The organism is Bacillus sp. DB-2 (genome assembly GCF_003315125.1).
GTDB lineage: Bacteria > Bacillota > Bacilli > Bacillales > Bacillaceae_G > Bacillus_A > Bacillus_A mycoides.
Genome location: NZ_QNRN01000014.1, coordinates 102,446 through 117,662, shown reverse-complemented (window position 1 = coordinate 117,662; position 15,217 = coordinate 102,446). Strand labels below are relative to the sequence as shown.

Genomic DNA, 15,217 nt, shown 5'->3' with positions numbered 1-15,217 from the left:
GCCTTATGACAGAGCAAAGCAATAACCAACAAAAAAATAAAACGAAGCATATGTTTCCATCACTTCCGGAAAATATTAATTACATTGAAAATAAGCTCTGTCATTCAGATGATATAAAAAAATTAGATGTCCCTTTCCAAAATGGAAAAGGAACAATTATATATATCGAATCTTTAGCAGACCCAAATTTAATTCATCAATTAGCTCTTGAACCATTATTAACTCGATCGGATCTGTCTTTAGATAAAGCTTTTGCCACATTAAATATGAAAAAAGAAACAAATTTAAATTATGGTGTGCAGCTTTTATTACAAGGTAAATCTTTATATTTTCATGAACACGTCGACAGTTTTTGTATTTTCGAAACAGCTCTATCTTTAAAGAGAGATATAACAGAACCTGATAATGAAGGGATTGTCCGTGGACCGCATACTGGTTTAGTAGAAGATTTAGCAACCAATTTAGCTTCTATTCGTAAACTCATAAAAAGTCCACATGTCGTCGTTAAATATTTCACACTCGGTGAAGAAATGCATACGAAAGTGGCAATTGCTTATATGCAAAACATAGCTAATGACGATCTAGTTACAGAAGTAAAAAGAAGGTTAGAAACGATTAAGACAGATGCACTTATGCCTCCAGGATATATACAAGAATTTATAGAGGATACGTCTTTCTCACCCTTTCCGCAACAATTAAATACAGAGCGCCCAGATAGAGTCGCAGCAAATTTAATGGAAGGACGAGTTGCTATTTTATCTGATGGAGATCCAACTGCACTTATCGTTCCTGTTACGTTATTTGCTTTCTATCAATCACCAGATGATTATAATAACCGCTGGATTGTCGGTTCTTTCATCCGAATGATTCGCTTAGTCAGTTTCTTGATTGCCTTTCTCTTGCCCGCTATATATATCGCAACAGTTGCTTTTCATCCTGATGTGTTGCCGCTCGAACTTGTTTATACGATTAAAGCTTCATTAGAAAAAGTGCCACTTCCTCCTATTTTTGAAGCTCTCTTAATGGAATTAATCTTTGAATTATTACGGGAAGCTGGTATTCGCTTGCCAAGCCGAGTTGGACAAACAATCGGTATTGTAGGTGGTTTAGTAATTGGTGATGCAATTGTAAAAGCCGGTCTCGTTTCTTATACAATGATTATCGTTGTAGCTTTAACTGCAATCTCATCTTTTCTTGTTCCATCAAATGATATGAGTTCCGCAGTTCGGATTCTTCGTTTTCCGTTAATGCTCCTTGCTGCCATATTCGGCTATGTAGGAATATCATTCGGTCTCATTATAACTTTCGTTCATTTATGCCAGTTACATTCATTTCATACCCCCTATCTTTCTCCTGTTGCTCCGATGCGGATAAAAGATATGAAAGACTCTTTTGTACGACTACCAATTTGGTCATTTTGGGAACGACCACATGATTCAAAACCGAAAAAAATGCAACGACAACATGTAACGAGAGAGGATGAGAACGGTGACAAACACGCAAAGTAAAATTTCACTTGTTCAATTTACCTTTTTCGTTATTCAATGCCAAATCGGAGTTGGTATACTTTCTCTACCAAACCGTCTTCACCCAATAGCGAAAGGTGGCGGATGGATTTCTGCTCTCATCGCTGGTCTTGCAATTCAACTTATTATTTTACTTATGTGGCTTTTCTTAAAACGATTTCCTGATGCAGATATGTATGAAAGTGTTTGTATGCTATTTGGGAATAAGTTTGGAAAACTATTAGGTTTTGCTTATGTTTTTTATTTTACCCTTATCGGTATGACGGTTATGTTAAATGCTTGTAATGTCATTAAAGTTTGGATATTACAAGCAACTCCTTGGTATGCCACCCTCATGCTATTTACAATAGCTTGTTGTTACATAGCTTATAATACGTTCAAAGTCATCGTACGGTTTTACGTCATGGCTTCTATTCTCATTTTACCAATGGCTCTTTTAATTGCCCTAGGGCTTACACGAGCTGATTTTTCTTACATTTTTCCAATTACAGAAGCCGGATGGTGGAATATTATTCAAGCATCAAAAGAAACCATTACAGCTATGTATGGTTTTGAGATTATTCTTATCGCTTTCCCAAAAGTAAACGGGAGTTCTGTGGCAAAACTGAAAGCAATTTCTATCGCTAATGGATTTGTAACTCTTTTTTATACTTTTACTGTTTGGATTTGCTTTATCGTATTTAGTCCAAAACAAGTTGAACTTATTCCAGAGCCAGTTGCTTACTTATTGCGTTCTCTGCATATTGGGATTATAGACCGAACCGATTTACTATTCATCCCAATATGGATGATAACTGTTGTAGCTTCTATTGCTAGTTATTACTGTGCCGCTTCTATAGGAATTGGACATATCTTCAATCTGGCTAATCATAAAAAGGCTGTTCCAATCGTTGGTATTATTGCTTTTAGTGTAGCCCTATTTATAGATACACCTGAAGAATTAAAAGTAATTGCAACTTTTACTGATAAGTTCACGTATATTTTCATAGTTGTCCTCCCTCTTTTATTTCTACTTTATTCAGTAATAAGGAATAAGAAAGGAGAACAGTATGTTCCAAAAAAGAGTTAAATTACTTTTTATATTATGTACTAGTGCATTCCTTTCTGGCTGTTGGGATCAAGAACCATTAAGAGAAGCGAGATTAGCTTATAGCATTGGATATGATATTACGGAAGAAAATAAACTTCAGCAAACGCTTGAACTCGTAAAAAGTTCAAGCGGAGAGCAATCTTCATTCGAGAATGAAATACATTCAGCAAACGGGCATAACATAAGGGATACAAGCGATGCCCTAAAAAAAAATGTGACTGGGAATATTCGCTATTTTAAATATGGTGTTCAATTACTAGGAACCAAAATTCTAAAAAAAGGTATACTCCCCTATTTAGATGTCAGCTTTCGGGACCCAACAAACCCAACTGCTTTAGTAAAACTTATTGCAGTAGATGGTGAAACATCCGAGGTACTAGAAAAAAAGAAGGTAGGAAATTTACTAATTGGAGATTTTCTAAAGAAAAAAGTGAAAAGCTTAGAAGATATGAGTGTATTTCCAAAAGAAACTTTAGAAACAGCTGCTACAAAAATGTTAGATCCCGGTAAAGACTTTACCCTCCCTTCTATAAAAATAAAAGGAAAAGAAGTAATTACAAACGGGTTAGCTTTATTTAACAACGATAAATTAACTGGGCATTTACCTTTGAAACAATCTGTTCTATTCGTGTTATTAACCGGAAAAATGGGAACAAGTGCCCGTATAACCCAAAAACTTACTAGCGATGAATCAGAGAAGACATCTGATTATTTAACAATGGAAGTGAGCAATCGGAAACTAAAAAGAGACTTGAATATAACGACTGACAAAAAAGGAAATGTTTACGCTCATCTAAAACTAAAGCTACAAGTAATCGCTCTTGAAGCACCGAGAGATAATCTTTATAAAATGGGAGAAAGAAAAAAACTAAACAAAGAATTATCTAAGCAGCTCACAAAAGAAGCAAAACAAATAACGAAAAAGCTACAAAAAGCAAATTGTGACGCTTTCGGTATAGGTAGAAATCTTATCGCTTATCATCCAGAGTTATGGAAGAAAAAGAATTGGAATAAAGATTATGCAAAGGTAAAATTTAAACCGGAAGTAGAAGTAAAGATTTTATATAGTGGCGTCTTAAAATAAAAAGGTTGGACGCCCGCCGGCATCCAACCTTTTATTTCATATAACGATATACAATTGACTCATACGGTCTTAAGTTAAGATTGGTAATATCTTTACTTGAATCTTTGTAATTTGATAATAATACTTCTTGTTTCATACCATCTAATTGAACATGAACTGGTACAGAATACGTTATTTCTTCTCCATAGAAGTTATTTATAACAAGTAATACTTCATTATTTACAGTACGTGTATACGCCCAAATGCTAGGATGATTTCCATCTAAAATAGCATATTTCCCTTCTGTAAGGACATCGTATTTTTTTCTAAGTTCAATTAGCTTTTTATAATGATAAAATACAGATTCTCTATCTTCTAATGCCTTCTCTACGTTTATTTCTTTAAAATTTTCAGCCACAGAAATCCAAGGTGTACTTGTTGTAAAACCACTGTTCACCTCTTCATTCCACTGCATCGGAGTACGGGAATTGTCACGAGATTTTTGTTTTAAAATCCCGATAATCTCTTTTTTTGATAATCCTTCTTCTAGCTTTATATCATATATATTTAACGACTCTACATCACGATATTGCTCGATGGACTCGAATTTAGGATTCGTCATACCGATTTCTTCACCTTGGTAAATGTAAGGCGTTCCTTGCAACATATGCATAGCTGTCGCTAACATTTTCGCAGATTCATTTCGGTACTTCTCATCATCACCAAACCGTGAAACGATACGAGGCTGGTCATGATTACACCAGAATAACGCATTCCATCCTCCGCCCTTTTGCATTTCAATTTGCCAATTAGACATAATTTCTTTTAATTTAATGAAATCAAAATCAGCTTTCGTCCACTTATCACCATTCGGATAATCTACTTTTAAATGATGGAAACTAAACGTCATGCTTAGTTCATTGCGCTCAGGATTCGAATATTTAATACAATTATCAATTGTCGTAGATGACATTTCTCCAACTGTAATTACATCTTTCCCTTCAAAAACATTTTGGCTCATCTCTTGTAAATATTCATGGACGCGTGGACCATCTGTGTAATATTTACGCCCATCACTTGTAGCAGTGGTGCCTTCATCACTTAAAAATCTTTGATCTTTTGAAATTAAGTTAATAACATCAAGGCGGAATCCTTTTACACCTTTATCGAGCCAAAAGCGCATCATATCGTACACTTCTTCACGAAGCTTTTCATTTTCCCAGTTTAAATCAGCTTGCGTCTCATCAAATAGATGTAAAAAATATTGCCCTGTTTTCTCATCATATTTCCAAGCAGATCCTCCAAATTTAGACTGCCAATTATTCTTTTCATCACGCCAAATATAATAATTTCGATACGGACTATTCTTATCTTCTTTTGCTTCTTTAAACCACTTATGCTCCGTTGAACTATGATTTACAACGATATCAAGCATGATTTCAATGTCACGTACTTTCGCTTCTTTTAAAAGCTCTTCAAACTCTTCCATCGTCCCGTAAGATGGATCAATGCTGTAATAATCACTTACATCGTATCCATTGTCATTTTGTGGTGATCGGTATATCGGTGTTAACCAAATATAATCCACTCCAAGTTCCTTTAAATAATCTAATTTCTCTGTAACTCCCTTTATATCACCGGTTTCTTTATTATAGTAACTATTAAAGCTCTTCGGATAAATTTGATAGACTACACTTTTATGCCAATCTTTCATGCTTAATTTCCTCCTACTTCTGTTTTACTCGTTTCGCAAATAACCATGTTAATGTAAATGGAATTACTACTGCGATTATCATCCCTACAATAAACATTGGAATCGATTTCGGAATGATAGAAATAAATGCTGGCAATCCGCCAATTCCGATTGCTGGTGCTAATACACCATTTAATGTAATAAATATCGCTGCTATAGCAGACCCAATAATCGCTGCATAGAACGGGAATTTATTTCTTAAATTCACACCGAACATCGCTGGCTCTGTAATACCGAAGTACGCTGAGATTGCTGATGTTGATGCCATACTTTTATCATTTTGATTTTTAGAAATCCAGAACATCGCTAGTGCCGCACTACCTTGTGCAATGTTAGAAAGAGCAATCATCGGCCAAATAAATGTACCGCCGTGCTGTGCAATTAGCTGCAAATCAATTGCAATAAACATATGATGCATTCCTGTAATTACGAGCGGTGCATATAATGCTCCAAATAATACTGCTCCAAGTACTGGTACCGTTTCATATACGCCAACTAATCCAGCCGTTAATAAATCGCCAATATGACGTGTAACTGGACCGATAATTCCTAACGCTAATACACCTGTTACAACGATTGTTGTAATTGGTACAACTAATAATTGAATTGCGTTTGGCACATGTTTCTTTAAGAAGATTTCAACTTTACTTAATACGAATGCTGCTACTAAAATGGGTAAAATTTGACCTTGATACCCTACCTTTTCAATTTGGAATAGCCCTAAAATATCGAAGTACTCAATCTTTTGTCCCTCTAAACCAGTCGCTGCTTTTCCATAATCCCACGCGTTTAATAAGGCCGGATGCACAAGCATTAATCCCATAACAATCCCTAGTATTGGACTACCACCAAAGCGCTTCGTTGCTGACCAACCAACAAGTGCCGGTAAGAATACGAATGCTGTATTGGCCATCATATTAATTAAATCCCAAAGCCCACCTAAGTTCGGATATACTTCTAATAAATTTTTCCCATCAAAAAATAAGTCCTTTGCCCCTAACAGATTATTAATCCCCATTAGTAAACCTGCCGTAATAATTGCTGGCAAAATCGGCATAAATACATCTGAAAATACTTTTACAAACTTTTGAACTGGATTTAATTTTTTATCCCCTGAACCTTTTACGTCAGCTACTGTCGATTCTTCCATACCTGCAAGCGTTATCAATTCAGCGTATACTCGATCGACATCACCTGGACCAATTACAATTTGAAATACCCCAGCGTTATGAAACGCTCCCTTTACTAATGAAACAGACTGTAATTTATCATTATCTATTTTATTTTCATCTTTTAAAGCGATACGTAGCCTCGTTACACAGTGCGCAGCTTGTTCAATATTGTCTTTCCCACCAATATACTGCAACACTTCTTCTGCTGTTTTACGATAGTCTTTCCCCATATTCCCGTCCCTCTTTTCTTTTTTTGATACCGTTTACACTTACATATTAACTCGTATATATAAGTTAGTCAACACTCATATATATAAGTTGATGATTTTTTTATAAATAAAGAGATGGAACGATTATTTCGCTCCATCTCTTTATTTTCTTCGCGCCACATCCGAAAAGTGAAAAATATCTAAGCGGTGACGTGATTCCGTATATTCGAACTGACTCCCATCGTATAAATGAGTAAAGTTTTTTACAACGACAACATAGTCTGTTCCATTTAAATCTAAATACTTTCGGTCATCATCTGTACATGGCTGTACTTCAATTACCCTCTGTGAATAGCTAATATGTAGTCCTAATTCTTTTTCGATGTATTTATAAATCGATGCAGTTGCAATTTCTCTCGTTAATCCTGGAATATATTCCGATACAAAATGGTTTATATCTAAAATTACTTTTTCTCCATCAATATTTCGTACGCGTTTAATATGATCTATTTCCGTTTTTTCTTTCACATTTAATAACTTTGCTACATCTTTCGTCGCTTTCATTTTCTCTATTTCCACGACTTCTGTAATACAGTAACGTCCTAAACGTTCATTTTCTTCTTGAAAACTTACAATACCACCAAAGTTAAATTCAATGTTTTTGCGCTTTAATACAAAAACACCTTTTCCGTGTATTTTTTGAACATATCCACGCTCTTGCAATAAATCTACAGCTTTTCTTACAGTACCCCGGCTTGCCTCGTACTGCTTCATTAATTCCGTTTCTGATGGAATTTTGCATCCTTCTTTTAATTGTTTATTATCAATAGACTTGCTGATTTCTGTATAAATTTGTTCATACTTACTCATCATCTACAATAGCCCCTTGTCACCTTCTAATTCTATATGTATTATACCACGCTATACTCTTCTGCCAATCTCTCACTTATTTTCCAGTACAAGAAAACTATAGGTAAATATTTAGTCCCTAAAACGTATTTTTATAAATTTTTTAATATTTTTCTTTTCATTCAAAAAAACATATAGTATACTAACTTCAAAATCAGAGGAGAAAGGGAGCAAAGAACTATGCTTACTTATACAACTGTAGTTACATTTGCACAAAAACATCATCATCATACTTAACCCTTGAAACCTAGCGGAAAAATTACGCGTAGGTACAAGGGTTATTCCCGTTGTACCTACGCTTTGGCAAAGAGCCATGTAGGTATTTTTTATCTACATGGCTCTTTTTTTATTGCCAAAAATGCTAGTAAAAAATGATGTTTAAGCAAAACTTACTACAAAGGAGTTAACAAAAATGGAAACGAAAAAATGGGGATTATGGATTTTAATAGCTTTTGTTATCGGGAATATGGTTGGTGGCGGTGTATTTATGCTTCCAGCAAACTTAGCGCAAGTATCAGGTCCAATGGGATCTACACTTGCATGGAGCATTACAGGACTGGGTGTATTTATGATCGCTCTCGTATTTGGTAATTTAGCAATTCGTAAACCAGAATTAACAGCAGGACCACAAAGTTACGCCCAAGCAATGTTTACTTCCCAAAAAGCAGGTAAAGTTGCAGGATATAGTATGGCTTGGGGGTACTGGGCTGCTAATTGGGCTGCTACAGCATCTGTAATTATTTCCTTTGCAGGATATTTATCAACCTTCTTTCCTGTTTTACAAAGTAAGCAAATTCTCTTTTCAATAAATGGATTTTCACTAGAGCTCGGAAAAGGATTAACTTTCATGGTATGTAGCCTTATGTTATGGGGGATTCAATATATTCTGTCTCAAAATATTGATAGAGCCGGAAATATGAACCTTCTTGCTACCATTGCAAAGATTATCGGATTTACAATGTTTATTGTTATTACATTATTTATTTTTAATGCCTCTAATTTCGGGGACGGTCAAACATTTATGAATGAAGCTGGACAACCTATTTCGTTGGGGGGACAAATAAATTCAGCAGCTATCGCAACACTTTGGGCATTTATCGGTATTGAGTCAGCAGTTATGCTCTCTAACCGCGCAAAATCTCAGCGCGATGTTAAGAAAGCTACGATTTTCGGATTAATTATCGCTCTTCTTATTTACATGGCAATTACTCTACTCACAATGGGCGCTCTCTCGCAAGATGCTTTAAAAGAGTCTCAAAAGCCATTAGTAGATGCTTTAAATTTAGCAATTGGTACTAAAGGTGCTTATATAATGGCACTACTTGCGCTCGTATCTTTATTTGGATCTACTGTAGGCTGGATCGTTGTTAGCTCAGAAGTACCTTACCAAGCAGCAAAAAAAGGACTTTTCCCTAAGGTTTTCGGAAAAACGAATAAAAAAGGAAGTCCTTCAAAATCATTATTTATTACAAATGTGATGACACAAATTTTCTTATTTTCGACGATTTCTGGTACTGTTTCAGAAGCATATAATTTCGCTATTGTTGTAGCAACATTAGCATTTTTAATCCCGTACCTTGTTTCTACCTTGTACCAGTTAAAATTAGTTATTACGGGGGAAACGTATGATATAATGCCTGGATCTCGAGTAAAAGATGGGATCATTACTGCATTAGCATTTTTATATTCCTTATGGGTTATTAAAACGGGAACTGCTGATTTAAAAACATTCTTCTTAGGCATTGGTTTGTTTGTATTAGGTCTTCTTCTTTATCCAGTTTTAATGAAAGATTCACAAAGAAAACAATAAAAAAGAGAAGCTTTTCGCTTCTCTTTTTTTATTAAAAATCAGTTAATAATTTTTCTTTTAGTTCCCCTATATCTAACGGTTTCGCATAATAAAAACCTTGTACAAAGTCGCAACTCATTGATTTTAATAAACTTTCTTGTTCTACCGTTTCTACCCCTTCAGCTACCACTAATAAATTTAAACTATGGGCGATTTCAATAACCGATTTTACAATCGTTCGCTCTGGTTGTGCATGATCATAATGAAACTCACGAATAAAATTACGATCAATTTTCACAATATCAAGTGGTAGTTGTTTTAAATAATATAATGAGGAATACCCTGTTCCGAAATCGTCTAAAGCGATTAAAATTCCCATACTTCTTAATTCTTGTAATGTAGCAATAATATAATCAAAATGACGTACAGCTATACTTTCTGTTATTTCTAATATTAAACGATTTGGCGGAAACCCTGTTCGCTTCAATATACTACGAACAGATAAAATAAATCGCTTTTGCATCAATTGTTGTATTGATAAATTAACAGATAACTTCAGTCCCTCTTGATAATCTGGTAAAGTTTTAAACAGTCGACATGACTTTTCTAGTACCCAGTCTCCTAGTTTTATAATAAGTCCACACTCTTCAGCTACAGGGATAAATTCACTTGGCGAAATAGGACCTTCTTCTGTCTTACAGCGTACTAAAGCCTCAATACCAGTACATTTCTTTGTTTTCAAATCAATAATGGGTTGTAATGCCACTTTTAATTCTTCGTCACGAATCGCTTTTTGCAAAGCAAATTCTATTTTCATTCTACGGTTTATTTTCGCACGTAATTCATCTGTAAAGAAGCACGCCACATTTCTTCCTTGCTCTTTCGCACTATACATGGCTAAATCCGAATTTTTTAATAACGTTTCAACGTCTTTTCCATCTTGCGGATAGGAACAAAGTCCTAGACTAGCTGAAATATATACTTCATGACCTTCAAGCATAAATGGCGCTTGAAAGCATGACAACACGGATGTCGCTAACTGCCTCATCTCATCATGTGTATGAGTTTTTGTTAACAGTACAAATTCGTCGCCACCAAGCCTAGCTAGAACATCTTTCTCTCCTAGCACATAATGCAACCGTGAAGCAACTTCGCTTAAAAGTAAATCTCCTATCATATGACCTAACGTATCATTCACTAATTTAAAACGATCTAAATCAAAGTAAATCATGCCAAACTCTATTTTCTCTGCAATCATCTTATTTACAGTCGTAATTAACTGTAAACGGTTCGGTAAACTTGTTAACGCATCATGATAAGCAAGTTCCCTATAACGACTTTCGCTTAATCGTAATCTTTGTTCTGCTTCTTTCCTACTACTTATATCATTTCGAATTGCAATAAATTGATAAGGTTCTCCCTTTTCATTTAAAAATGGAACAATTGTTGTTTTAACCCAATAATACGAACCATCTTTTGCTTGATTTCGAATTTCCCCCGTCCAAACTTTTCCACTCAAAATACGCTTCCATAGGATTTGAAAAAATGCTTTCGGATGATATCCGGAATTTAAAATACGGTGATCTTTTCCTATTAACTCTTCTCTTTTATATTTTGAGATTTTACAAAATTTATCATTCACATATGTAATAAGACCATTTCGGTCTGTAATAGCAACAATTGAAGACTCATCTAATGCTAATTTTAAATCTTGCAATGAAGAGTCATATAATGCATGACCTCTTTGTTCTAGCATGCGCACCTCTCCTTGCTTCCTATCTGACTAAAACACAACTCGTTTCTCTTCATAGAAATAGAGATATTTCATTTTCTAACAATACGCCTTTACATAAAATGAAACTTTAATCAGTGGGGGGGTGTTCATCCCCCACTGATTATTAGCCTTCACCAATTGGGCTTTTATCTCCCACCTAACTTCCTCACATTCACCGAATTTTGAGGTGGGAGTCTTACTGCCCGTTAATGCGGGATAAATCACAATTTTTTTCTAAATAGGCCGATTAAAATAACATAATATTATTTATAAAAAAAAGCAATATGGTGCTGTTTTAATTATAGTAGAAGCTTCTCATCTCTCTACTTATCTAAGCTTATTATACAGTATTCTCTTACATTCTTTGAATTTGTAAAGTGACAATTTCATCACTATTAGCCTCTGCTCCCTACTAATACGACCTCACACCTAACCTCTTTTATTTCATTAAATGTTAAGATGTAAATCTAACTGCCGATACATAATGAAATAGAGATTAATATACAAAATGCAACGATTCACGAATACTAATATAAAGTGAAACTTTAATCAGTGGGGGTTTTACTACCCACAAATAGCGGGATAAAGCCAAAATTTGCATTTAACATATTGAATTATAATAACAAAATATTAACATATTTTCACCTTGTTTTTGGAAATATTTTATAAATAAAATATTAAACTAAAAAAGAGGATATCCTCTTTTTTAGTTTAATACTGATATGGTATTTGCTGATAACCCGGGTATGGCATTGGATATGGTGCTGGATATGTTACTGGGTACGGTGCTGGATAGTAGCCTCCACCTGCTGCACCCGTTAATGCGCCAGCTGTAAGCCCACCTAACATGCCTCCAGCAAAACTTCCTGGGAAAAATCCTCCGCCCCACGAGCCGCCACCCCAGCCCCATCCACCACCGTGATGATGATGATGATCATAATGATTGTGCCCACCATGGTGATTATGTCCGCCATTATGATGGTGCCCTCCATGATTATGACGATAATACAATCCGTTATTTTCTATATAATTCATTATTTCCCTCTCCTTTCCATTTCCTCACCTTAATAAGAAGAATTCGCGTAATATGGATAACCATATCCTGGGCTTCATAATGCACCTGCTACAAATCCAGGAAAGAAACCTCATTCCCTTTCCTATATAAGAGGCAAGGGTTTTGTCCCTCCTACACTGATCATTAACCAGCAAATAGCGGGATAACAACGTAACAATATACTGTATGTAGGACAAATGCGGAAAGTATAGGACAAATGTCTATATTTTGTAAAAAAAACAAAACACTTTATAATAAGGATGTCAGATTATATCTTCTATTTAAGAAGTCTATATTTAAGAAAGATTAGAGGAATTATATAGAAATGAAGAAACCTATCGTTCAATTATTATTAATATTTACAATCGTATCTATCGTTCTTTTCCTATTAAATACATCGGTTATTTCGTTATATACGTTTGTTGGTGCTCTATGGTCCATCACAATCGTAGGAATTTCATTCGTTATTTTTATCGAAAATAGATCACCCCAAAGCACCTTAGCGTGGTTTTTAGTATTAGCACTTCTTCCTGTTGTAGGTGTACTTTTATACTCTATTTTCGGGCGTAGCCGTTGGAGAAGAAAAAAACATCTTCATCGTTCAGAAGAACAAAGAAAATTATTCCGCGAAATATTAGAAGGAAGACGACTAGAATTATCACTCACAGTCCCATTACATGAACGTTCTATACATTTAACAGAAGTCGTACAAAAATTCGGAGGCGGGCCTGCCGCGGATAGAACGACAACAAAACTTTTAACAAACGGTGATCAAACCTTTTCAGAAATTTTGAACGCAATCGAGAATGCAAAACATCACATACATATTCAATACTATATTTATAAATCTGATGAGATTGGTAAAAAAGTACGCGATGCTTTAATACAAAAAGCAAAAGATGGTGTTATTGTACGCTTCCTTTATGATGGACTCGGAAGTAATACGTTAAGACGACGATTTTTACAACCTATGAAAAAAGTTGGAATTGAAATTGTCGAATTTGACCCTATTTTTTCAGCTTGGTTACTCGAGACAGTTAATTATCGTAATCACCGTAAAATCGTCATTGTAGATGGAGAAATTGGTTTTACCGGAGGGCTCAACGTCGGTGATGAATATCTTGGTCGCTCAAAAAAATTCCCTGTTTGGCGTGATAGTCATTTAAAAATAGAAGGAAAAGCATTGTATAAATTACAAGCCATCTTTCTAGAAGATTGGCTTTATGCGTCTAGTGGATTGAATACTTATTCTTGGGATCAATTTATGAATAGACAATACTTCCCAGGAAAAGAAATTCCGGATGCAGAAGGTGCGGTGCAAATTGTAGCAAGTGGACCAAGCTCAGATGATAAAAGTATTCGTAATACATTACTAGCTATTATGGGCTCAGCCAAAAAATCTATTTGGATCGCTACACCATACTTTATTCCGGATCAAGAAACTTTAACATTATTACGCCTAAGTGCAATATCTGGCATAGATGTACGTATTTTATATCCTGGTAAGAGTGATAGTATTATTAGCGATCAAGCATCTCAATCCTATTTCACTCCACTTTTAAAAGCTGGTGCTTCTATTTACAGTTATAAAGATGGATTTATGCATGCAAAAATTGTACTCGTTGATGATACAATCGCAACAATTGGAACAGCAAATATGGATGTACGTAGCTTTGAATTGAATTATGAAATTATTAGCGTACTATATGAATCAGAAACCGTTCATGATATTAAACATGATTTTGAAGAAGACTTTAAACACTCCAATGAAATTAAATGGAACTCGTTCCAAAAAAGAAGTATCAAAAAAAGAATATTAGAGTCCTTTATGCGACTCATTTCTCCTTTACTATAAGCAATCAATGTGATATTGATTGCTTTTTCTTTTATATTTCCCCCTTCTCCTTTTCTTTGCATACCATATTAAAACAAGTTATCATAAGATGTATTACTTTATGAAAATAATGTTAGGTGGGAAATACATGTTAGAACAATTTCATATACATTCTGATTTAAAACAGCAGCTTTCTACAATTCATGAAAAGAATAAACAAGAAGCTGGTGAAAATGCACATTTAATTGGCAAGAAAATATATAAAGCATCTGATAACAGCATTATTGAAGATGCCATTACAGCACTTTTACTTGGTAAAAACATTCTATTAAAAGGGCCAACTGGTAGTGGTAAAACCGTACTAGCAGAAACTCTTTCTTCTTTATTCCAAAAACCAATGCATAGCATTAACTGTTCTGTCGATTTAGATGTGGAAGGTATTTTAGGATACAACACATTACAAACGAAAGACGGAGCATCTGAAGTTACGTTCGTTAACGGTCCTCTTATGAAAGCAATGAAGAACGGTCATTTCTTATATATTGATGAAATCAATATGGCAAAACCTGAAACGTTACCACTTCTTCACGGCGCATTAGATTACCGTAAAATGATTACAAACCCATTTACACAAGAAGTTGTATACGGTGATGACGAATATCGCGTAATTGCTGCGATTAACGAAGGTTATGTTGGGACAAGTGAACTAAACGAAGCGTTAAAAAACCGTTTCGTTATTATTGAAGTTCCTTACATTCAAGGTGATACATTAAAAGAGCTATTACTATCTGAATCAAAATTAAATGATGTTGCAACAATTGAAAAGTTCGTTGCATTCGCAAGCGATCTTATGCCTTTAGCTCGTGATGGGCGCGTAAGTGAAGAAGCCGCTAGTATTCGTGGCATTATCGATGCATGTGATTTAGGTGTATATATTCCTGTTATGCGTGCAATTGAACGTAGTATTATCGCAAAATTAAACGATGAAACAGAACAAATGACTGTCCGTGAATTAGCAGAAAGTTATTTCTTTGAGGGATAATT

General features: G+C 34.9%; 11 protein-coding genes. 6 read left to right on the top strand and 5 right to left on the bottom strand.

The window, feature by feature from the left end; translation table 11 throughout:
- Window positions 1–5 precede the first annotated feature (5 nt).
- From gerKA to gerKC, 3 genes are read left to right on the top strand one after another with little or no spacing between them, the layout of a single operon-like run.
- Window positions 6–1,508 (top strand): spore germination protein GerKA, encoded by a 1,503-nt coding sequence (gene gerKA, locus DET63_RS22490; RefSeq protein WP_113937900.1) that lies wholly within the window; start codon window positions 6–8, stop codon window positions 1,506–1,508.
- Entirely contained in the window at window positions 1,489–2,595 is a 1,107-nt protein-coding gene (locus DET63_RS22485; protein WP_000185782.1) for a GerAB/ArcD/ProY family transporter, read from the top strand. The genes gerKA and DET63_RS22485 overlap by 20 nt, the downstream gene beginning before the upstream one ends.
- Window positions 2,576–3,700: a spore germination protein GerKC gene (gerKC, locus tag DET63_RS22480; RefSeq protein ID WP_113937899.1), complete on the top strand. Its 1,125-nt coding sequence runs from the start codon at window positions 2,576–2,578 to the stop codon at window positions 3,698–3,700. Before DET63_RS22485 ends, gerKC begins: the two co-directional genes overlap by 20 nt.
- A gap of 31 nt (window positions 3,701–3,731) precedes the next feature.
- Here gerKC and treC read toward each other — a convergent pair whose 3' ends face one another.
- From treC to treR, 3 genes are all read right to left on the bottom strand, one after another.
- Window positions 3,732–5,393 (bottom strand): alpha,alpha-phosphotrehalase, encoded by a 1,662-nt coding sequence (gene treC / locus DET63_RS22475; RefSeq protein ID WP_113937898.1) that lies wholly within the window; start codon window positions 5,391–5,393, stop codon window positions 3,732–3,734.
- A 13-nt stretch (window positions 5,394–5,406) separates the two neighbouring features.
- Window positions 5,407–6,834, bottom strand: a complete 1,428-nt coding sequence (treP, locus tag DET63_RS22470; RefSeq protein WP_002063769.1) for a PTS system trehalose-specific EIIBC component — start codon at window positions 6,832–6,834, stop codon at window positions 5,407–5,409.
- Window positions 6,835–6,975: 141 nt separating this feature from the next.
- Window positions 6,976–7,686 (bottom strand): trehalose operon repressor, encoded by a 711-nt coding sequence (gene treR, locus DET63_RS22465; protein ID WP_002063767.1) that lies wholly within the window; start codon window positions 7,684–7,686, stop codon window positions 6,976–6,978.
- Between the two features lie 448 nt (window positions 7,687–8,134).
- Between treR and DET63_RS22460 the strand changes: the two genes are divergently transcribed.
- Complete coding sequence (locus DET63_RS22460; protein WP_113937897.1) at window positions 8,135–9,532, top strand: amino acid permease; 1,398 nt, start codon at window positions 8,135–8,137, stop codon at window positions 9,530–9,532.
- A 31-nt stretch (window positions 9,533–9,563) separates the two neighbouring features.
- Here the strand turns inward: DET63_RS22460 and DET63_RS22455 are convergent, their stop codons facing one another.
- Complete coding sequence (locus DET63_RS22455) at window positions 9,564–11,267, bottom strand: putative bifunctional diguanylate cyclase/phosphodiesterase (protein WP_113937896.1); 1,704 nt, start codon at window positions 11,265–11,267, stop codon at window positions 9,564–9,566.
- Between the two features lie 729 nt (window positions 11,268–11,996).
- A complete protein-coding gene (locus DET63_RS22450; protein ID WP_016097214.1) occupies window positions 11,997–12,320 on the bottom strand; it encodes a hypothetical protein in 324 nt (107 codons plus the stop codon).
- 344 nt (window positions 12,321–12,664) lie between these two features.
- Between DET63_RS22450 and DET63_RS22445 the strand changes: the two genes are divergently transcribed.
- Complete coding sequence (locus DET63_RS22445) at window positions 12,665–14,194, top strand: cardiolipin synthase (protein WP_113937895.1); 1,530 nt, start codon at window positions 12,665–12,667, stop codon at window positions 14,192–14,194.
- 127 nt (window positions 14,195–14,321) lie between these two features.
- Complete coding sequence (locus tag DET63_RS22440; protein WP_000892986.1) at window positions 14,322–15,215, top strand: ATP-binding protein; 894 nt, start codon at window positions 14,322–14,324, stop codon at window positions 15,213–15,215.
- Window positions 15,216–15,217: the final 2 nt, after the last annotated feature.

Bases quoted from the DNA above. Each gene is read 5' to 3' on its own strand.
- gerKA (WP_113937900.1), top strand. From the start codon at position 6: ATGACAGAGCAAAGCAATAACCAACAAAAAAATAAAACGAAGCATATG.
- gerKC (WP_113937899.1), top strand. From the start codon at position 2,576: ATGTTCCAAAAAAGAGTTAAATTACTTTTTATATTATGTACTAGTGCA.
- treC (WP_113937898.1), bottom strand. From the start codon at position 5,393: ATGAAAGATTGGCATAAAAGTGTAGTCTATCAAATTTATCCGAAGAGC.
- treP (WP_002063769.1), bottom strand. From the start codon at position 6,834: ATGGGGAAAGACTATCGTAAAACAGCAGAAGAAGTGTTGCAGTATATT.
- treR (WP_002063767.1), bottom strand. From the start codon at position 7,686: ATGATGAGTAAGTATGAACAAATTTATACAGAAATCAGCAAGTCTATT.
- DET63_RS22460 (WP_113937897.1), top strand. From the start codon at position 8,135: ATGGAAACGAAAAAATGGGGATTATGGATTTTAATAGCTTTTGTTATC.
- DET63_RS22455 (WP_113937896.1), bottom strand. From the start codon at position 11,267: ATGCTAGAACAAAGAGGTCATGCATTATATGACTCTTCATTGCAAGAT.
- DET63_RS22450 (WP_016097214.1), bottom strand. From the start codon at position 12,320: ATGAATTATATAGAAAATAACGGATTGTATTATCGTCATAATCATGGA.
- DET63_RS22445 (WP_113937895.1), top strand. From the start codon at position 12,665: ATGAAGAAACCTATCGTTCAATTATTATTAATATTTACAATCGTATCT.
- DET63_RS22440 (WP_000892986.1), top strand. From the start codon at position 14,322: ATGTTAGAACAATTTCATATACATTCTGATTTAAAACAGCAGCTTTCT.